General features: G+C 62.8%; 13 protein-coding genes and 2 pseudogenes. 6 read left to right on the top strand and 9 right to left on the bottom strand.

Annotation, left to right across the window (positions count from 1 at the left end; genetic code table 11):
* Positions 1-217: 217 nt before the first annotated feature.
* Positions 218-892: a dCTP deaminase gene (gene dcd / locus KZX45_RS20435; RefSeq protein WP_374112558.1), complete on the bottom strand. Its 675-nt coding sequence runs from the start codon at positions 890-892 to the stop codon at positions 218-220.
* A gap of 17 nt (positions 893-909) precedes the next feature.
* Positions 910-1,998 carry a hypothetical protein gene (locus KZX45_RS05945; RefSeq protein WP_248256806.1) on the bottom strand — a complete coding sequence of 363 codons (1,089 nt, stop codon included), beginning with the start codon at positions 1,996-1,998 and terminating at the stop codon, positions 910-912.
* Positions 1,999-2,058: 60 nt separating this feature from the next.
* Here KZX45_RS05945 and KZX45_RS05940 point away from each other — a divergent pair, with 60 nt between their 5' ends.
* Positions 2,059-2,556: a hypothetical protein gene (locus KZX45_RS05940; protein ID WP_248256805.1), complete on the top strand. Its 498-nt coding sequence runs from the start codon at positions 2,059-2,061 to the stop codon at positions 2,554-2,556.
* A gap of 224 nt (positions 2,557-2,780) precedes the next feature.
* Here KZX45_RS05940 and KZX45_RS05935 read toward each other — a convergent pair whose 3' ends face one another.
* The 4 genes from KZX45_RS05935 to KZX45_RS05920 all read right to left on the bottom strand — a co-directional run bounded on the left by KZX45_RS05935 (position 2,781) and on the right by KZX45_RS05920 (position 12,390).
* On the bottom strand, positions 2,781-3,365 hold the full coding sequence (locus KZX45_RS05935) for a hypothetical protein (protein ID WP_248256804.1): 585 nt from the start codon (positions 3,363-3,365) through the stop codon (positions 2,781-2,783).
* A 744-nt stretch (positions 3,366-4,109) separates the two neighbouring features.
* Positions 4,110-9,116 (bottom strand): FtsK/SpoIIIE domain-containing protein, encoded by a 5,007-nt coding sequence (locus KZX45_RS20200; protein WP_248256803.1) that lies wholly within the window; start codon positions 9,114-9,116, stop codon positions 4,110-4,112.
* A complete protein-coding gene (locus tag KZX45_RS05925; protein ID WP_248256802.1) occupies positions 9,113-10,558 on the bottom strand; it encodes a hypothetical protein in 1,446 nt (481 codons plus the stop codon). The genes KZX45_RS20200 and KZX45_RS05925 overlap by 4 nt, the downstream gene beginning before the upstream one ends.
* On the bottom strand, positions 10,558-12,390 hold the full coding sequence (locus KZX45_RS05920) for a hypothetical protein (protein ID WP_248256801.1): 1,833 nt from the start codon (positions 12,388-12,390) through the stop codon (positions 10,558-10,560). The genes KZX45_RS05925 and KZX45_RS05920 overlap by 1 nt, the downstream gene beginning before the upstream one ends.
* 254 nt (positions 12,391-12,644) lie before the next feature.
* Here KZX45_RS05920 and KZX45_RS05915 point away from each other — a divergent pair, with 254 nt between their 5' ends.
* Positions 12,645-13,799, top strand: a complete 1,155-nt coding sequence (locus tag KZX45_RS05915) for a DNA cytosine methyltransferase (protein WP_248256800.1) — start codon at positions 12,645-12,647, stop codon at positions 13,797-13,799.
* A gap of 298 nt (positions 13,800-14,097) precedes the next feature.
* Here KZX45_RS05915 and KZX45_RS05910 read toward each other — a convergent pair whose 3' ends face one another.
* Positions 14,098-14,985, bottom strand: a complete 888-nt coding sequence (locus KZX45_RS05910) for an HNH endonuclease (protein ID WP_248256799.1) — start codon at positions 14,983-14,985, stop codon at positions 14,098-14,100.
* Between the two features lie 270 nt (positions 14,986-15,255).
* On the opposite strand from KZX45_RS05910, the gene KZX45_RS05905 reads away from it, so the two are divergent.
* From KZX45_RS05905 to KZX45_RS19865, 4 genes and pseudogenes are all read left to right on the top strand, one after another.
* A complete protein-coding gene (locus KZX45_RS05905) occupies positions 15,256-15,546 on the top strand; it encodes a hypothetical protein (RefSeq protein ID WP_248256798.1) in 291 nt (96 codons plus the stop codon).
* Between the two features lie 91 nt (positions 15,547-15,637).
* On the top strand, positions 15,638-16,405 hold the full coding sequence (locus KZX45_RS05900) for a hypothetical protein (protein ID WP_248256797.1): 768 nt from the start codon (positions 15,638-15,640) through the stop codon (positions 16,403-16,405).
* 9 nt (positions 16,406-16,414) lie between these two features.
* Positions 16,415-17,425 (top strand): annotated as a pseudogene (locus KZX45_RS05895) (Na+/H+ antiporter NhaA).
* Positions 17,395-17,568, top strand: a pseudogene (locus KZX45_RS19865) (Na+/H+ antiporter NhaA); the annotation flags it as partial. The pseudogenes KZX45_RS05895 and KZX45_RS19865, both read left to right, overlap by 31 nt.
* A 620-nt stretch (positions 17,569-18,188) precedes the next feature.
* Here the strand turns inward: KZX45_RS19865 and KZX45_RS05890 are convergent.
* Positions 18,189-18,482 (bottom strand): DUF1330 domain-containing protein, encoded by a 294-nt coding sequence (locus KZX45_RS05890; RefSeq protein ID WP_248256796.1) that lies wholly within the window; start codon positions 18,480-18,482, stop codon positions 18,189-18,191.
* Positions 18,483-18,497: 15 nt separating this feature from the next.
* The gene (locus tag KZX45_RS05885) at positions 18,498-19,445 is read right to left on the bottom strand and encodes an aldo/keto reductase (protein ID WP_248257182.1); all 948 of its coding nucleotides are present in this window, start codon (positions 19,443-19,445) and stop codon (positions 18,498-18,500) included.
* Positions 19,446-19,480: the final 35 nt, after the last annotated feature.

The following is a 19,480-nucleotide window of genomic DNA, read 5'->3' as shown; positions in this document are numbered from 1 at the left end:
TGCGAAGGGGTTCATTCACTTCGTCGCTTGCTGACGCAGATGCGTTGGGGTGGCAATCGTGCGTGGCAGCGCGCGCCTTGGGGAGTGGCCAGCGCTAATCATCGGAAGATAGGACTCGCCACATGCTTCGGACGAATCGTTGAAGTTTGAAAACTCGCGAGGCCGTTTCGAGGCGATGCCACACCCGGTGGTGATGCCATATTTGCGAAAGCCGTCCTTATAGTGGAGCGCCCTGCTCGTCGAGCAACCCGTCCGGTTCTTTGTCGGGCGCTCCGACGTTTCGCCGCTGTGCCGAACCAAGACGGCGTCCCAATTCCTCGAACTTCGCGAGTTCTCCCCGCTCAGCAGGGATCTGGCTTTCTTGCGGACCGAGGGGGTATCGGTACTTCGCCCGGCCGGACTCGTACGGTGTAGGTGCAGGCTCATTTGCCCACCAAAGGAACAATTGTGCGAGCCGCATCCCAGGGTATAGATGCACCGGAACTGTCGCGACGTTGGTGAGCTGCAAGGTGATCATGCCAGCGTAACCTGCTTGTACAGCGGCCGCGGTTGCCACCTGGACCCCAAGACGACCCCAGGACGACCTTCCGTGGACCTGGCCCACGAGGAAAGCCGGGAGACGGACAAACTCGAGCGTGCTAGCCAGCAGGAACTGACCGGGATGGAGGGCGATCCGCTGACCGAGCGGCACAACTACACGTCGCTGAACCGGTGTCAGCGGATCCTCCGCCCTCGGGTCGCTTGCTGAGCGGTTGTATCGATCCATCTCAACGATCTCCGTGCCTAAACGAAGATCTACGCTCGAAGGTCCGATCTGCGTGTCAGGCTCGAGTAGCGGAGTCACGATTAAGCGGTCTTCTATTGTCTCGGCCGAAAGCGCGCTCTTAATCATAGCACTTGTTAGGATAGTCATGGTAATGTCCGCCATATTCGCGCAATGCCAGACAGCTCGAAGGACTTTATCAAAAATTGATTGTATGGTTGATTCGCCACAGTCCTTGCGACGTACTCAATTCCTGAATTCTCCGCGCACGCAACCCATGCCGCGAGCAGTAGCGTCCAGGCACCAGGCGGATCGGCCGCCAACCCCGGCGGCATGTACGAACGCTCGAACGACACCTGCAACCCGTGCTGCTTTTCGGTTGCTTCGTATTCGGTTGGATCCAGGCGAGGCGCTTCGCTGCTCTCGACGACCTTCATCACGGCGTCGAAGGACTTCCAGAGACGGTCATTCAATGGGCTATCGTCATCGGGAGCATCCTCAAGGGCAATTCCCGATACAAACTCAACAAACTCGGGAAACTTCGCCCGCATGAAGTCCTCCCAGCCCCAACGCTTAAGCGCTCGCCAGGCCCAGGCCGTGCGTACGTTTGCCGACGGATGATGCTCGTCAGCGGCAGAGCTGGGGACAGGAAGGAATGCAGCGAGGGCGAATAGCCACGACGGTCCGGTCGCCCATGCCGCAAGACTGTCGCATAGGATCTCCTCGAGCCACCGCCAGAGACGGGCATTCGCTGAGCGAACTCCCCGACTGTCGACTTCGTCCGAGAGTAGCGCCGTCGACGGGACCTGCCCGAGTTGTTCTTCCAATAGGGCCAATAGACTAATATCGGTTGCTAAGTGCGCGACCTCGTGGGCCAGGATTGGTGCTAGGAAAGCATTATAGGGGTCGAAGGCGGGGACGCCGAGAACAATTGGCATCTCCCCGTCAACGAGCCGGTCAGTACCCGCTGGGCTTATTAACGGAACTTCGAAGCCGTCCGCAAACAATTCTGCAAGATTCTGTACGGAGTAATTTCGGGCAGCGTCAGTGTGTATCAAAATCTCGGTGCGGACATCCAACGGCGCTTCAGCGAGGTCGTGCACAACTGATCGGGCTAAGTAGAGAAGGCCAACCGGATGTGCCGAGTTCAGATCTTCCCGGTAAGTACTGAACGTCTCATGAAGTGTGTCCAACTCGTTCAAGAGGCGGTGAAGTTCGCGGAAAGCAACCTTCATCCCGTGTGTTTCTTGCGGAACCGTGGGGATGCCATTAAGGCGCGACCTGATTATTGCCGCTTGGCGCTTGAACAGCCGTACGTGCGCACTGTCTTGTTTGGCTCTCGTGGAATCCAGCATTCCGTCAAGTTCATCGGCGCGCGACTGCACGATGATTCGGATGTGGTCCAGTGCTATTGGGAACACTTAGTGTCAGGATCGCATTTTCTCAGTCGCCAACCGCAATGCTGCGTCAGCGAGGTGCTCCAGGAAGGTCGAGAGGGAATTCTCTGGGTCGTCGGACACGCTTCCGGTCAAGGCTTCCTGCAAGAGTGTTGGCAGCAACTGCCGTTGGCGATGAGTTTCCGACGCCACTTCTTCGACCAAAAGCCATGGCGCGGCTGTTCGCATGCGCGACGCAACGCTCGACTCGGGCGCGGCGGCCTCGTAGGTGTTGAGCGCTTTGAGCAATTCGAGGACACGATTGAGCGCCGCCTTATCATTCGGCGTCGGCCGACCGTGCTGGACCGCAACGAGAGCGAGTTGCGCGTCATCTGCGATTCTGCTGATTTCGGTTAGTCGCGATGCATCTCTGAGCACGTCCGATCGATGGGTGTGCCGGGACTGGATCCGGGGAACCGCTCTAGCCGCTGCTAGTACGGGCATGGTGCGCTCCTCCTCAAGCCTGACGTTCGCATCCTTGCACACCTGTGGCGCGCCCGCGTGCGAGCTCGCGGCGAGTCGGTATCGATCTTCGGTTGACTGCCGGCCCTTGACTAAAGGCCTCCGCGCCTAGCACTGCGTCAGCAGGCTGGTACGGGGGCGAGGGAGCGAACGTTAACCGTGCCCTTCCCAGCAGCACCTAGGTCGCTAAGTTCACCGCATGCAACGCGCCCGGAGTCCGTCACAAGCAGGTACAGCTGTTTAGGGGGCTGTGGCGGCGTAATTGCGACGATGAGTCCGGCCGCGGCTAGGATCACCGTGGAGGCAACGACCACAAATCGCGACACGCGCAGTTGCTTGGCGGCAACGCTTGAGCGCCGCTGAACGTGGTTCCTCAATGCGACGCCATCGAGAATTTCCATCGAGCGGGGCGTGCCCTGGCTGGCCAAGCTTGCGAGCACTAGACCAGCGAACGCCATGAGCAAACCCAGGCCGAGCAATGCTACAACGCAGTCACGCGTCGTCTCCTCCAGCGCGGCGAGCGCGCCGGGGCTGAGGAGGCCGGTGACCGAAGCCACGCCGGTTATCGATGCACTAGCGGCAAGCCATTTGGACGCCGTGGAGTGGACACGAAGTACGGCACCGTGCCGGAGGTCTTCCGCCTCTCGCTCCCAACGCAGATCCTCACTCGTGACGTGGGTCCGGGTTGACGCGGTGACGGTCATGTCGGTCTCGCAATCCAGGCTGCCTGGCCACATCCGGCATGGCCCTCGCCTTCCGGACGCCCAGGGTGCGACATGCGACAATCGCATGCGATTAGCACTTTCCGGGACGACGCCCGCTTCCGCCGCCAGGGCAGTGCCTTTCGTGAGCGGAAGTACGACACGCCGCCGGAGAGGCGTTTGCTGGTGGTGTGTCCGCATGTTGGGCACGTACCGGACTTCACCCAATAGACGTGGCCCTCCGCTTTCTCCTCCGCCCATCGCCAGGACTCGGCCGCACTTTCGAACGCCGGGTCCGGCTCAGATGACCACTCGCGTTGATCGCCCACTTCGCCCCCTGAGTGCTGGTTCTCGCCCACTGAGGCAACTTAGCGTCTCCGTCCCTAATGTGGCTCTTCGCGGTCGAGCGTGCCGAATGATCTCGGCGTACATGCGGCACGTGCAGAACAACGCCGAGGAGACGGTCCGGCGGGTGATCGACCGGCCGATGACGGTGCGTCCACCCGTGAGCCAACTCAGGCCACACGGCGAGAGTAGAGGACCCCTTAGTGCGTGAAAACGCACTAACACCAGCGCATCACCCCAGGTCAGCGCGCTGCACTTCGCCGGGAAGCGACACGGTGGCCAAACTCAGGTCGAAGTACAACGTCGTCAGGTTGTAGAGGCACAGCGAGATACTGGCCAGCCCCGGCAGCCTCGTTCTGCCGCACCATCGCAGCACAGGCGCGGAGTTTGATCGCCCCAGGTTCAGCTTCCCTCGTAGGCGACCTGCACCCTGACCGTTCCCTTGGCGGTGTGCAGGAATGCGTCGCCTTGCCCCGCTAGCGCTTCTGCACCTGTCTCATCGATAATGATGCGACTCTCCGTAGCAGACTTGACTCGTAGTGCGAGCTGGGCAGGAAAGTTCGATCGGATCGTTGTCGAAATCACGTCCGCGCTCGGTCGCTGCGTGGCCGTAATGACGTGGATTCCTGCGGCTCTTGCCTTCTGCGTCAAGCGCTTCAGTAGCGCTTCGATCTGCTTCTTCTCCTCGGGGTCGCTCGTGAGGTCGGCGTACTCGTCTAGGACGATTACGATCCAAGGCTTTCGGTCTTGAGGCTCGACGGCCGCGTTATATTCCGCGAGCTTGCGGGCGCGAACCGCCTTCATGTCCTGGTATCGCTCTGCCATCTCCCCAACGGCATCCTCAAGCATCTCGATAGCGTCGGCGGCGTCCATGCCGATCACACCGTCAAGGTGCGGGTCGTCTTCGAAGTCGACCAGTTCGGTGCCCTTGGGGTCCACGAGTCTGAGACGCAACATCCCAGGGTCGTATCGGGTTAGGCCCTTGAGGATCGTCTCGAGCGCTACTGACTTACCCGAACCGGTCGTGCCGGCTACGAGGAGGTGAGGCGAGTCGGCAGACGACAGATCGATACTGACGGGGTTTCCCTCAATGTCGGCACCCAGCGGGGTGACAAGGCTTTCCGCGTCGATCGGGCACTGCTCCCAGAGCCGAGCGGCGTCCACCCCGTACTTCTCTTCGTCAATCTTGGGTATCTCGAACAGCACGGCCCCCCGGTCGCTCCGGGTTCGGATGCTGAAGCCCGACGGAAGTGCCAGCGCAAGGAAAATCTCGTCGCGCCTGTTGGTCAACTTGTCGACCGTTACTCCAGGTTGGGGGATAAATCTCAGGACGTAGAACCCTGGGCCCTCTTGCCACTTTCCTATCTCTGGTGCAGTGACACCGACCCTGTGTCGCGCGAAGACGTCGACGACCTTGTTGTACCTGTTCCGGAGTTCGTTCTCGCCGATGCCTTCCGCCGCGACCACTCTTGGCGCGATTGCCGGCTCGCGGCCCGTTTCCACGCCGGTGAGCCCCGTCGACTCTGTCGCCTCGCTGTCATAGTCGGGCAGTACAGCGGTCGACTCCTCAGCGGCGGGATTTTCGGCTGGCGTGGCAGGGTGCCGCCCTGCGCGACCCGAGACTATTTCCGGCGCGATAATCGGTTCCGCCTCAGAAGGTGACTGCTTCGCCCGCAGAGCTCCGATGAGCCTCTCAAGCTCGCGGCGGTTCACCCGCACCACGTCATGAGGGCCAAGCGCCCCGCCACGCCGGGCTGTGTGGTCGTCATCCGCCGCGATCGCGACAGCGACACCCCGGACGTACCCAAGCTGGACCTCACCGGATCGCAGCGCGTCTAGGACCTTCGCTTCAACCTGTGGGTCGCTACCGACAACCATGCGCGCTGGCAACTCGGATGCACCGACACGATCCCCGCTCGTCTGCGCGATTGCTGCTGCAAGTTCATCGAGCCAGAACGGGCGGTCATGACGCGCCTCACCGTCAGATCGGTAGGCATCCATGCATAGGTCGGTCGTTCGGTTGAGCTGCTCTTGCGCAGTCCCGAGTTCGAAGCTCTGCCGGAACTTCGATTCAACGACCAGAACGTCGAGGCGAACCGAGTCATCGTCTTGCACCGTAAGGACGAACCGTCCCAGATCGGCACGCGTCTTGTGCCCGCGGCCAAACCAGCGATGGTGCTCGTCGAAGCTGATCCACGAAACGAGGCTCGTAGCCTCCGCCGAAACCGGGAACTGCTGGCTGATCACGAACCGCGTGGTGACGAGACCAACAATCTCATTGACCGTTGTCCCGATACCGAGGGAGCGGAGAACAGCCCCAGGCACCACGTTCCGCCCAACCTCATAGATTCGCCTCGCTGTGTCCTCGGACTCGGGCGGACTGACGACATTGATGCTCTCGAGACGCCGACGAAGCCGTTGGACAACCAACTTACGGCCCGTTTGTGAGCTGACGATTAGCGTGTACGACTCGTTTTTCCCAACGGAAGGCTTCACAAGGATTACGTCCGGGCGATTGTGCAGCGAATCGATCTGCTCTCGGCCGATGAAGCTGTCGAGGGTGACGACCCAATGCGCTACGCGATGCAAATCGGTGAACAGTTCTTGGTGCTGGTCGAACTGAACCTGCATCTCGAAGTAATCGATACCGTCGACTCCCTCGTACGAGACCGGAGATCGTCGGTCATAGCGCACGCAGAGGGTGGACCACGACTCAAGCGTCTCGTCTGCAATCTCCGGCAACAGCGCCCGAACGACGTTCTCGCGCGTCTGAGCGAGGTTATGGGCCGCCGCATGCTTCCATGGGTCGAAGTAACCGGAGAGCGACGCCTTTTTCGTACTCTCCTTGACGCTCGTCTGCGTACCGAATAGTGCTGGCGCGAGTGCGATGTCGATAGAGTCCTGTAGACCCGCCAAGTCGGCGCTTTGCTCAGGTTCCCAAGCCTGCAAGATGAGTTGAAGATCCGGAAGGAATCTATCCCCGGACATCTCGGCACCTGAGAACTGCAGATCGAAGCCGAGGATGATCTCGTGGTGGGTGGCCTGAGGCGCGAGGACGACCAAGTCCAGCTTCAGTCCGGGCTGCTTGGAGCGAACTTGCTTCGCAACCCGCAGGGGAAGCGCCGGATCGCCGTTGCGGTTCAGCAGCAAGACCCGCAGACCGTCGAGTTTGTGCGGATAGGTCGCCAGATAGTCGGTGATGACTCGAACCATCTCGTCGATCGCCGCGTCGTCGACGCTTGAAAGCCACTCTTTCGATTCGTTTCCGGCGTGCCTGACGGGGGCATACTCCTCATGCCCAGCCGACTCCCGCATCGGGATTGCGATGGTTCCACCTGGACCGACCACGGCCGCCGGCGTTCCGTGGGACGACACCCGGTCCAGAGCATCGAAGTAGAGGTCCTCGTTCTCCCGGTTGAGGCGCAGACCCCCCTCTTCGTTCAGCGCGGTCTTAAGGCTCGTGGCGACGTGCTCGTAGTTGCGAGCGAACCAGCGCAGTTTCAGCGGATGCGTACCCAGCATCATCAGGCGACGGTCGGCGAGCCCTACGACATCGCTCAGTACAACGGCATCAAGGTCCCGATCGGGAGCGTTCTGCGGTACAAGAACGCTTCGGGCCTCTCGTATGATGCCCTCCCAGTCGCTTACATAGTCGTCAAGCCTTTCCGAGTCGAGCCCATCGGTAAGACGAAGGAAATGCTCCCTCTTGAGCTTTTCCATTTCGCTGGCGTAGTGGCTCCTCGGGATCGGAGCGTCGACGTCCCAATGCTGCGGGTCGTTGAAATTATCGAGAAAGGAATCGAAAGTCAGGTCAAAGACTTGGCCAGGGATCGTTCGGTATCCAAGGATGAGGGCGGCGAACGCGATCTGCCCGGGGATCCCGAGCGGGTCCCACCGAAATCGGCGCTGGGCACCTCCCTCCATTTCGACGACGATCCGGAGCGGCGCCCACTCCCTCGTCGCGTCGAAGAGATCGGCCGGCTCGTTCTGATCCGTTTCGTGCAGTTCGGGCCTCGTCACGTCCAGCAGGCAGTCCCGGACCTCAAGCGACAGTCGCAGCCCCGTGGAGAGCTGGATGTCCTGCAAGGTTCGGGAGTAAAGGAAAGCGAACAGCCAACGGCTCCACCGCCCAGACTCCCGATCTCCCTCTAAGCCGACGACGACCGTGCCCTCGTTCTCGTCCGAGAAGTACGTGAGTTCGCGGAGCAGAGCCCGCAGCGGATCCTGAACAAACTGTGAATCTGGATACGCGAGTTTCTCGACCTTCCGGCGAGCTCGCTTGTTCACCAAGTCAGCGAGTGCGTCAAGGCCGTTCGCGGGTGCTTCATCGAGAAACCGTTGCGCGGCCTCCTGGTCGCCGCTGTCGAGGGAGCCTTCGACCATCATCGCGTCAAACTCGTCGACGCGACTCGGGGCGTTCTTCTCGAGTTCCTGGCGGAGCTGTTGGCCGAGTCCGAGCCTCTTTGACTTGTGCTCGAACATTTCCAACCACAGGATGAGGTCCTGCTCGCTGCGGAGGTGGCGACGTGTTTCCCTGTCGCGTCCGCCACGACTCAACACTAATCCGCGCATTCGCTCCTTGGCGGTCTTCGAGTCCACCCCCACATGGGCCAAGGATTCTTCGCTCAACTCAATCGCACCAATACGATCGAGCAAATCGTCGTCGGTGATCTCCTTGCCGTTTGGCTGCTTGAAGGCGCTCACCCAAACGTTCTTCTTGACCCGTGCTTCCAGAGCTGCGGGCTTAACGAAGAGGTCACGGTCCGGGAATAGATCAAGCGCTGGCAGCATCGCGGAGATTGCGGCTTCCACTCGATCCGCCGTCCGGACTTGCAGGTCAGCCACAGCGCGAGCGGTGTCGACAAGGAAGTCAGCCCAGCGACGCAGCGACCGCGACTCGTCACTTGGGATCGCTCGCCAGATGGAAGACAACGTCTCGGCCATTACCGCCGGGAGCGCGCCCGATCCGCCGGCTTCCTGCCAGGCCTCTGCCATGAACCTGTCGAATATCTGATGGCTACTGGCGTCTTGTGGACCGCCGAGGATGGTGCCATCCGTCAGGGCATTCATCGACGCAAGGCCTTGTGCGTCCGGCGGGTCAGCCCACTCGAAGAGCAGCACCCCGTCGCCGGTACCTCTGTTCCGCCATGTGGTCAACTGCTCGTTAGGCCCCAGAAGGTAGCAATCGGGAACACCTTCGATGAGTTCGGCAGTGCCGACCTTGACGAGTACGTCAAGTCCAGGCTCACGTTTCAGACGCACAGCCACGTGCCGGAGCGCTTCTGAAACGGTGGCCTCGTCGAACCCGCCGACTCGCAAGACAGCGAGTGGTCCGGTGTTCTCTTCGATCCTTCGGAGGGCTTCGTCGCCGACGAAGCGGCCCAGGACTTGGGTACTGCGATGTGTCACCGGGGTTCTCCTCGGACCATGCTGGTTGCGTCTGAGTACTGCGTGAGCAAACCGATTGCGGTCAGCCTGTCCTTGAAGGCCTCACCGTTGCGATTCAAGAAGGACGGGTCGACGTCATAAGCCAACGGGTCACGGATCGCAACCTTGTCCTCCACCACGATCCTGTACTTCTCGTAGAGCACGGCACAGAATCGCCCGAACTCCATCTCAGCGTCCTGAGGAATCGTGGCTGATACCAAGGCCTCAAGCATTGGTGGCTTCATCGTGAAGTGGCGCCGACCGACCGGAGCATTGAGCGCTCCGATTGCGGCCATGGTTTCCGTGAAGAACCCACGAGGCGAGGTGACTGCCGTCCCGTTCTCCCTCGTAAACTTTTCGTAGCGTTGAACCTTCTGCTCGTCACCACCGGCCTCCGCGATCATCTCCTTGGCCTGCGCGTTGATCGCGTTAACGATGTCGTTCCGGAAATCGAAGAGGTCCTTTTGTGACCGACGGCGAAGAGGGGTCGCTTCGCTTCCGAAGTCCAGCAGAAGCGACTCCCGACCCGCGCCAGTAACCTTGAGCCGGGCGAGGTGAAGCTGGTGCCGTGCGAGGCAGAACGGAACCCAGTGCATCAGACTTTCGGTTCTCTTTGCCCTAGGCACGTTCACCCTTGAGACGATGTTGTGCACACCCTCTCTAAGCAGGCCCGGCCATGGGCTGAGGTCTTCATGCAACACCAGGTCCTTCGGACCGTCATCTACGTACGGTGACTCGTCGTAGTCGAAGTCATGCGCACTGAGAGCCCTTGCCAGATTGCCCAGCGGAGTGCCGCTGTCGCCAACCAAGTCGGTAAGACCGCGTCGTGCGGCGGCCTTACGAGTGATGTCTTCGTCACGGCGCAGAACCTCATACGCCCAGGCTCCGCCACCCCGGAACCTGTACCTCTCGATGTTCGGGGCATTCACATCAGCTGGAACAAGCTCCGCCTGCGCGCGCTTCTTCGAGCTCGTCGAACTCTTGTCGCTCTTCTTGATCCGTCGGTCGGCTGCGTCGTAATGGATCAGTTCGCCAACGAACGGGTAGATGTGCGCACCGAACCAGCTCGGCTGGGTCCGCCGTCCCGGAACTTGTACGAGGAGAGATGAGAAGAGCGCACGAAGCGTCTCGACCGTCTCGGAGTCCTCAAGTTCGACGGCTTTGCCGAGCTCCTCGACACCTTCCACGATGGACGTGCCAGTAGCAATCCGCCTTGCAAGGTCGTGCGACGTCCTGCTGTAGGTCACCGTGGCTGTGGTGTCGTCCAAGAGTCCCGAGAACTGATCTGGGTCATCGTTATTAGCAAGGTAGACACCTCGCGCGATCGCGAGCATCTCCAGCGCAACATAGAAGCCACGCCCCTGTTCCTCAAGGTTCACCCCAAAGAGGCGCAGAACCACCTCGGCCTTTGAACGATCGGCCATCAAGCACGCACCGATCTGATCTTGTCTCCGACGTCGATCATGAGCTTTCTCATCACGGTTCCAACTAGCACTTGAATTTCATCTTCCCCGTTGGAAGTGTCGGCCAAGTCCGCAAGGGCGCCAGTGAGACCACGAATCTCGGCCTCATGCTGCACCTCGCTCCGCAAGCCAGCGGCCCAGCGCGTTAGGAGTTCGAAGCGCAGGAGGTCCGCCTCAAGCGACACGGTTCCGGGGTTAAGGCCCACTGCTGGGATGCGGATGTAGATGGCGCGGTTCAGCCATTCAACGGCGTCGTGCATCTCCGGCACCACACCGACCCGTGCACCCTCTGCTTGCCACTGAGTGGTTTGATCAACGACCTCAATTCCCTTGCTGGACACCCGTCGAGAGAGCACGACTGCTTGAGCGCGATGTGCAAAGAAGGCCGGGTCAAGCACGAAGAAGTCAGGGTTGCTACCAGCTCGATGGACCCCTTGAACTGCCTCGAGGCCCTTCAGGAATCGATCTCGCACCTTGGTGTCGGATGGGTCGCGATCCTTGTCCTGAACCCTGACGAAGTCGTCGCCAGCTAAGAGACCCATGCGAGCAAACCGGTTAGTCCGATCACCGTTGTCGAAGAAGTCGAGGCGGCGCAAGAACGTGTACAGCGCGCGCAGTTGCTCCGCCCGTTTCTGCGCGTCACGTGCGGTCCGGACCCTCTGGGGGGCGCTGCTGGGGTCTCGCGGCCCGAAGGTCCCAGCACTCTCCTGGTCCAACTGGTCGTCTACCTGACGACGCGAGACCCTGCCAGGGTCTAGGCGCCGCAGGGCGAGGAATGCTGGAACGAGGTGGCGATCACTCTGGCTAAGTAGATCCCCAAAGATCGACTGGTGATACAGGTGAGGTGCTTGCCACGTCGTGTCCAAACGCGACCAGCGGTATTTCGCGTGAACGGACTCGCACGAGATACCTCCGGTGACCATGTAGCTTAAAACGGATAGAGCTTGGCGTGTAGTGACGACAGCACCCGAGCGTTCGGCAGCAGCAAAAAGATCGCGTACCGCCTCCTGTCTCTGCGGTCCTCGGATGTTGTCACTAAGTTCTCTGTGATTTGCGAGGATCGGACAGATGTCACGCGCGTCGCACGAGTCGCATGACTTCCACTTTCCTCTATGGTTCCACTGCTTCAGCACCCATCGGACGAGTCCGCCGTTTCCGCCGTCGGCTGCAACAGATTGGTAGTTGAGGTTGATGACGATCGCCGAGCCGTCAAAATCTCTGACCTGCCCCCGCTCGACGCCTTCGGTCAAGGTCGTCACCAAGACCCTTAAACGCGTGCGGTCGTCGCCGTCTGACGCATTCTCCGCCGCGACGCACTTCCGGAGTTGGCCCTCGTTCGCGCAGACGATTGCGACACCGTTGTCAGGCAGTTCGAGGAGGTTGACCAACTTGCGGGCGCCTTCTCCAGGCGTGAACGCGCTCAGGTCGCTGAGAACGTACAGTGGCCTGCCGGCACGAGTCGACCCGACGGGCCGGTCGGCGGTGACTCCCGTAGTGCGCAGATCCTGAGACACTTCTCTCTGGATTTCAGTGGATACCTGCTCCGAACCCGCACGCAGCCTTCCGAGCACGCTGGCGCACAAGCTCGTCTTGCCGTGACCGGCGTCGCCCGTGAGCACGACGATTCTCACCATGGGACTTTCGATGGCGTGCAACAGGAATTCCAGCGTCACCACCGGGTACAGGGGCTGCTCGCGATCCTCCTGCAGCTCGTAGATCATCTCGGTCGAGTCCACGTCAAACGGCTGGTACCGCCGGATTCGTTGGACGTGCTTGTTGATCACGAGCGTCATAAAGTGAACTTCCTCGCCGTCGAGCGTGCATCTCCGCAATGGAAGCCTATGGGATCCGACTGCCCAGCAATCGCAGGGCACGGACTGCGTTGCGGCCTGCACCTGACAGCGTGCCGACCCGGCGCCTGAAGTCTGCCGGGATTCGCCTCGCCGCATTGTCCACACCCGCCCGCTCGCCGCGCCCAACACGCCTGCGGCTCGAGTAGGCTGCGTCTCGGTCAGATAGTTGGTCGCAGCAGAGGGGGGGCACGGTCATGGTCACCGAGCATCCCCTTCGCGAGCGCGTGCGCCCCGAGTTCGAGCGTGGCGAGCAGCAGCTCGTCGTTGTCGACTTGTTCGCAGGCTGCGGAGGCCTGACGCTTGGGGTAGCGCAAGCCGCCCATGAGCGTGGGCTCGGCCTCCAGGTCCCGCTTGCCCTTGACTTCGACAAGGCACCGGTCGACGTATATAGGGCCAATTTTCCCGAAGCAAATGTTCAGGTAGGGGCCGTCGAAAGCTACTTTGACGGGGATCTCGGTGCCACCCCGACGCAGACCGAGAGTGTCACAAGGCAAGAAGTTGGCGAGGTCGACCTCCTCATAGGCGGCCCGCCGTGCCAGGGCCACAGCAACCTCAACAACCACACCCGCAGAGACGACCCCAAGAACCGTCTCTACCTCCGGATGGCCCGTGCCGCCGAGGTGTTGAGACCGCGTGTTTTGGTGATTGAGAACGTGCCAGCGGTCGTTCACGACTCGCAGCAGGTTGTGGCTCGCGCAAGCGCTCACCTCACGGCACTGGGATACGATGTCGCGACAATGCGGGTTGAGCTTGTCAAGCTCGGAATCCCTCAGACGCGGCGCCGACACATTCTGCTCGCCGTCCGGAGCGACCTGCTCGGTGGGGGCGCAGCCTCGGACTTCCTTGAGTTTGAGCCGGAGCCGGTGCACGACCTTCGATGGGCGATCGGCGACCTAGAGCACATCGATTCCACACGGGGGATAGACCGGCCGTCGAGGATGAGCCCTGAGAATCGCCAACGCATCCAGTGGCTCATCAACAACCGCGAGGTGAACCTTCCCAACCACTTCCGACCTCCGTGTCACCGCGGCGACCACTCGTACGTGTCCATGTACGGCAGACTGTCCTGGGACCTGCCCGCTCAAACCATCACCAGCGGGTTCGGAAGCATGGGACAGGGCCGCTACGGTCACCCCTCTCAGCCAAGGACGCTCACGCCCCACGAGGCGGCTCGCATCCAGGGCTTCCCTGACTTCTTTCAGTTCGACGACATCGTCACCCGTACTCAGCTCTCAGTGATCATCGGCAACGCCGTGCCGCCAGCACTCGCTCGAGTTCTCACGGGGCGACTGCTTGAGGCAGGTGTCCTCCCTGTCCCGGAAGTCAAACCGCTCCAGCGATCGGCTTAGCGACTGACCTCGGCGCGCGCTCGTTGTGGCCAGGGGGCCGCCGTCGCTCCCTGGCGTGTCCTGAAGCGGTGCCGTGAGACCTTTCCTTACTGGCTCGAGCGCGCCGGGCAGGCCGCGCTCCGCTCGCGAGTTCGGTCGGCGCACCCGCCCCGGCCAGGCCGGTGGTGCGGTAGGCCGCCCGGAGACCCTGGGCGCTGCACCAGGCGACGTAGACCGCCTGGCGGGCTTAGTCGTCCGCCCTCGCGGCGATGAGCCGGTTCAGCTGCTTGTCGGTGAGGTCTTCTGCGTCGGCCAGCCGCTACACCGAAAGGAAAGTGTTGAAGCGTAGCGCCAGCCTCTCGGGATCTGGTCGAGCTTTGGTGTCATGCGGTAGCGCAATGCGGGCCCCATGCATCTCCTGCAGGCCATGCTTCAACATGGGACCGTCGACTTCGTCAAGCAGTTTGCGGTTGATGGCGACCTGATAGTCGGGCGAAATTCCCATCAGGTTCCGATCATACGCGGCGTGATGGATCTTGCAGAGGCTTAGACCGTTTGATACAACCGCGAGTCCTGTTTCCTTGGAATCTGCCGTTATGTGCGCAGCGTCAAGCAGGTCGCCGTGCTTCAGGTGACAGACTGCGCACTTGACGTTGTACGCGTGAAGCACCATTCCCCGAAACATCGACTGATGTAGACGATGGCGTGTAACGCGCTCAGCGTAACGGCGTTCTACTTCCGAAAGTTCGTCAGGCCGGCCAATGAAGCGAAGAGCCTCATCTACCGCGACGACGAACTGGCGCTTGGCCAGATCATCATCCACAACGTATACCGGAAAGATCGGGACGTACGACCCCGTGGCGAACTTTCGAAGCAGAATGACAGGCAGCTGCAGCTCTAGGGCACGACGTAATTTCGTATTATCCCCCGCTGTGCTGCCGGCCCGGTAGTCGTAACGGAACAGACCTCCGTCCACGTCTCGATCGTCGTACGGACCATCAGGTGAGCTCACGATCGACAGTGTGGCGTTGAGGTCTCGTGGGTTCCAGATACCGCGTGATGTATCGATCAGCCGCCGGGTCTCGCTACCCACGGGAAACGAGCTGAGCTCGGCGCGTGTGAGGAACCCGCCAGCCTCTGCAGTGCGCGACGCCAGGAGATTCATGATCGCCTCGCGGAGCACCAGGTCCTCAGAAACGGTCAGCATGCTTCCGATTGTGACAGCTACGCACTTGAACCAGGGCACCTTTCGGCATTCGGGTCGTTCCGCCCTTGCGTGTGTAACGAGAGGTGCGCTGGTCACGAGAACCTGTGATCAGACTGCTGTCCGTTTCTCGTGGAAGAATGCCGAAGCGCCGGTCCTTGGGCATGATTGTCCGACTGGGAACTCCCGCCGTAGGTTGTCGGCGCCCGGCCCCGACGGTCGTTGCATTGGGCCAGGTTGCCTCCACCATTGGGGCGAGGAGCATGGGCGCCCATGGAGAGGTACATCGTTCCGATGATCTTCCTGGACCTCGACACGGCGAAGACGGACTTCCGCATCGTGCTCGATGCCCTGCGCACGGCCGGACTGAATGCGGAAGCGGCCAACGAACGTGACCTCGTGGACCGTGGTGATGACGCGGACCGTCCCGACCCAGGCCCGACGACGCGGGAACTCCAGGTGCACGGCGACGGGGCGGGCGAGGTCCGCTGTCGGGTGCAGGCGGTCGTCGACGGCCAATACCCCGAAGGAATGGTGCTGCTCGGAGATGTCACGCCTCTCTGACCCCCTGCGGACGTAGACGCGCGCACCTCCCGGGCGCACACTGCCGGTGGCAGTTGCCGCCAACGGGCACGCACCGTCGGGAGGTCCCGCCATGAGCAAGGCAGAGTTACGACCGGGTGACCTGGGGCCACGCCCCGGGCAGGTGCCGCCGGCGGTGGGGGAGGACCGTTCGCTGCTCCGGCTCGGGGCGGTGACGATCGTTCTCGGGCTCGTGCTGCAGGTCGTGATGGGGCTGCTGCACCCCTCGCGGGCGGACCCCAACGACTCGGCCGCCGCGTTCGCCGAGTACGCGAGATCGGACGCCTGGACCGCCGTCCACATCGGCCAGTTCGTGGGCACGCTGCTCATCGTCATCGGCGTCGTCGCACTCAGCCGCCACCTGGCCCGGCAGGCCGGTGGCGCCGGCGCCGCCGCGGTTGTCGCAGGACTCGCCGCCGTGCTCGTCGGCGCGGTCTTCGCGGTCCAGATGGCCGTCGACGGCGTCGCGCTCAAAGGCGCCGTGGACACGTGGGTCAACGCCGCCGAGGCGAACCGGCAGGCGGCGTTCTTCGCGGCCGAAGCGGTCCGCTGGACCGAGAAGGGGCTGAGTGCGTTCTTCCAGCTCCTCAACCGCGTTGCGTTCCTCATGGTTGGGCTGGCCATGGTGCTCGGCCGGACGTTCCCGCGATGGCTCGGCTGGGTAGGCGTGATAGCGGGGCTCGGGGCGCTCCCTGGAAGCGTCGTCGTCGCCTACACGGGCTTCTCGCCGCCGGCGGCCCTCGTGCTGCAGCCGGCGGCCGTGCTCGGCGCGGTCTTCCTGGTCGGCACGGCGGTGGTCATGTGGCGCGAAGGACGCGCGATGACGACCGGCCGTGTCTAGCGTGACCTGGTGACCGCGATCGCCACAGATTCGCAGACCCGCCGGCGCAAGCTCTCGGGGCAGCTGTCCGTTCAGCTGCGACGGTTCCTCGCCACGGAGTCGGCCAGCGCGATCCTGCTGGTCGGTGCGACCGTCGTCGCCCTCCTCTGGGCGAACTCCCCGTGGTCGGCCACGTATTAGAACATCTGGAGCGCTACGGCGTCGGTGCGCATCGGTGACGCCGGCCTCTCGATGGACCTCGACCACTGGGTCAACGACGGCCTCATGGCCATCTTCTTCTTCGTCGTCGGCCTCGAGGTGCGGCGCGACCTCGCGGTCGGCGAGCTGACCGACCGAAGACGCGTGGTGCTCCCCGTCCTCGCCGGCATCGACGGCATGCTCGTCCCCGCCCTGCTCTACCTGCTGATCGCACCGTCCGACGCCGCCCAGGGCTGGGGCGTCGTGATCGGCACCGACACGGCGTTCCTCCTCGGCACGCTCGCCCTCGTCGGGCCTAACTGCTCCACGCAGCTGCGGATCTTCCTGCTCTCTCTCACGGTCGTCGACGACTTCGTGGCCGTCAGCGTCATCGGCCTCGTGTACTCCGACGAGATCGACCTTGTCCCCGTCCTCCTCGCGGCCACCGGGATCCTGGCGCTCGTCGTGATCGGGCGCCTCGGCGTCTGGCGCACCTGGGCGTATATGTGGATCGCCGTCGTCGTCTGGGTCGCCACCCTGGCCTCGGGCCTGCACGCCTCCATCGCCGGCATGCTGGCGGGCCTGCTGATCCCGGCGTTCCGGCCGAGCCGGCACGACGTCGAGGGCGCGGCCAAGCGGGTCCGTGCCTTCCGGCAGTCGCCGATGCCGGAGGTGGGGTGCTCCGCGCAGGAGGCGCTCACCCGCGCGGTGTCCGTCAACGAACGGCTCCAGCTCGTGCTGCACCCCTGGACCAGCTACGTCATCGTGCGGTCTTCGCCCTCGCCAACGCGGGGGTCGACCTGCGCGGGGGCGTGCTGGCCGACGCGCTCGCGTCCCCGCTGACGTGGGCGGTGGTGGTCGGGCTCGTGGTGGGCAAGTTCGTCGGCATCGGCACCTTCGCCCTCGACGGTGCGCGGGCCGGGCTGGGGCAGCTTCCGCAGGGCGTCGGGCCGGGGCAGATCCTCGGCGGCGCCGCGCTGTCCGGCATCGGCTTCACGGTGGCGCTGCTCAACATCAGCCTCGCGTTCGGCGACGAGCGGCTGCAGCAGGAACCGACGCGGTGGGGTGGTGTTCCAGCTGACCCCCCGGCTGCACGTGCCCTGCATCGAGCACCCCTGGGGGAGAAGTGCAGAGCGTGCATCTCCCAGAACCGCCCCTCCGTGCCGGTGACCTCGGCGGCAGCGGCAGCGAGCTCAGCCTGGGGGTGGACGTCAGGCAGCGGCAGGTGCCGGAAGATGTACCGCATCTCGTCGCCGAAGTGTTCGAACGCCTCCTTCAGCGCACCGGTCGCGCGGCCGCAACGCGCACTCATAGTCCTCCCCGTACTCCACCGAGGGCCACCGGCGCAGCCACCCGGCCGCGGACGTGGTCGCGCTAGGGGCGCCGGGCCGAGCGAGCCGGACGGGAGGGGACGCCGTCGCCTCCATGACACTGCATCCGTCGTCGAACTCGGAGGAGATCGCGGTGGCGCTCGTGGGGTAACGGTCGACGCACGGCACCAGATCGGCTTTCGTGGCGAATACTTATGGGCGGTAATCGGCCAACACGCTGTTGGCCGATTGTCGTTCGGGGTTATGTTAGCGTGCTCGTGGTGCCGCCCGGCAGCTTACAACGGAAATCCTTCGACGACGCCGATCTTCGAGTCGGCCGATCTCTCGCGGAGTTTGCGGACCTCGGTGTATTCAGGTGAGGTCCAGAACTTGTCGGCCGCCGCCCGTGACGGGAACTCGATGATGGCGACCTTCTCTGGGCCACTGCCCGCCAGGAGATCCTCTTCGGGGCCCCGGGCGAGGTAGCGCCCGCCATACTGCGCGAGGACCACTGGCATCTGCTTGCGGTACTCGTTGAAGAGGTCAGGGTCCGTGATCTCCCGAATACGAGCGATGACATACGCGGTCATTGATTCGTCGTCCTCTCACACGTCAGGGTCGAAGATCGCGGAGATCTCCGCTATCACCTCGTCTGTCGGGTCCCACTCCGCGGCCGCCGCAACGTTCTCGACCACCTGTTCTGGCCGCGTGGCACCGGCGATGACGCTGGTCACCGCCTGCTGCCGCACCAACCAGGTCAGGGACCCGGTCAGCATGCTGACCCCGTGATCGCCGCACAAAGTGCGGTACAGGTCGAGCCTGTCCCACGGGGCCTCGTCCACGAGGTATTTCCGGATCTGCATGATGCGGCTCTCGGCGGGGCCGCCGTCCCGGGTGAACTTGCCGGTGAGCAGCCCGTTCTGCAGCGGGTAGAAGGGAAGGAACCCAATCCCCAGCTGCGTGAGCGCGGGCAGCAGTTCCTTCTCCGCGCCGCGCACCAAAAGGCTGTACTCGTTCTGTGCCGAGATGAACTTCGTGTGCCCCTGCAACTCGGCCACGTACTCCGCCTCGGCCGCCTGCCATGCGGCGAAGTTCGAGTGCCCTATGTAGCGGATTTTTCCCTCACGGATCAGGTCGTCCAGGACCGAAAGCGTCTCGCCGATCGGTGTGAGCGGGTCGGGAGCATGTATCTGGTAAAGATCGATCCAGTCCGTCTGCAGGCGCCGCAACGACGCTTCCACAGCGAGCCGCACATATCTGCGGGACCCACGTGCGCCCCAGTCCGGGCCGTTGGCCCCGGCCATGTCCATGCCAAACTTTGTTGCCACGACGATGCGATCGCGCTTGCCCTTGAAGGCGTGCCCCATGAACGTTTCGCTCATCCCCGGAGGGCGCAGATAGCAGTCGGCCGTGTCGAATAGCGTTACGCCGGCGTCGATGGCAGCGTCAATCACGGCACGGGTGCCCTCGAGTGACTCCGTCGCGACACCGGGCCGGCCGAAATTGTTGCAGCCCAGCCCGATGGGCGAGACCGCGAGACCCGACCTGCCCAGTCTCCGCGGGGCTGTCGAGGAGCGTCTCGGTGCGG

Source organism: Georgenia sp. EYE_87, assembly GCF_023148685.1.
Lineage (GTDB): Bacteria > Actinomycetota > Actinomycetes > Actinomycetales > Actinomycetaceae > Georgenia.
Note: the sequence above shows the minus strand (reverse complement) of the source record. Positions and strands in the feature narration are given on the sequence as shown.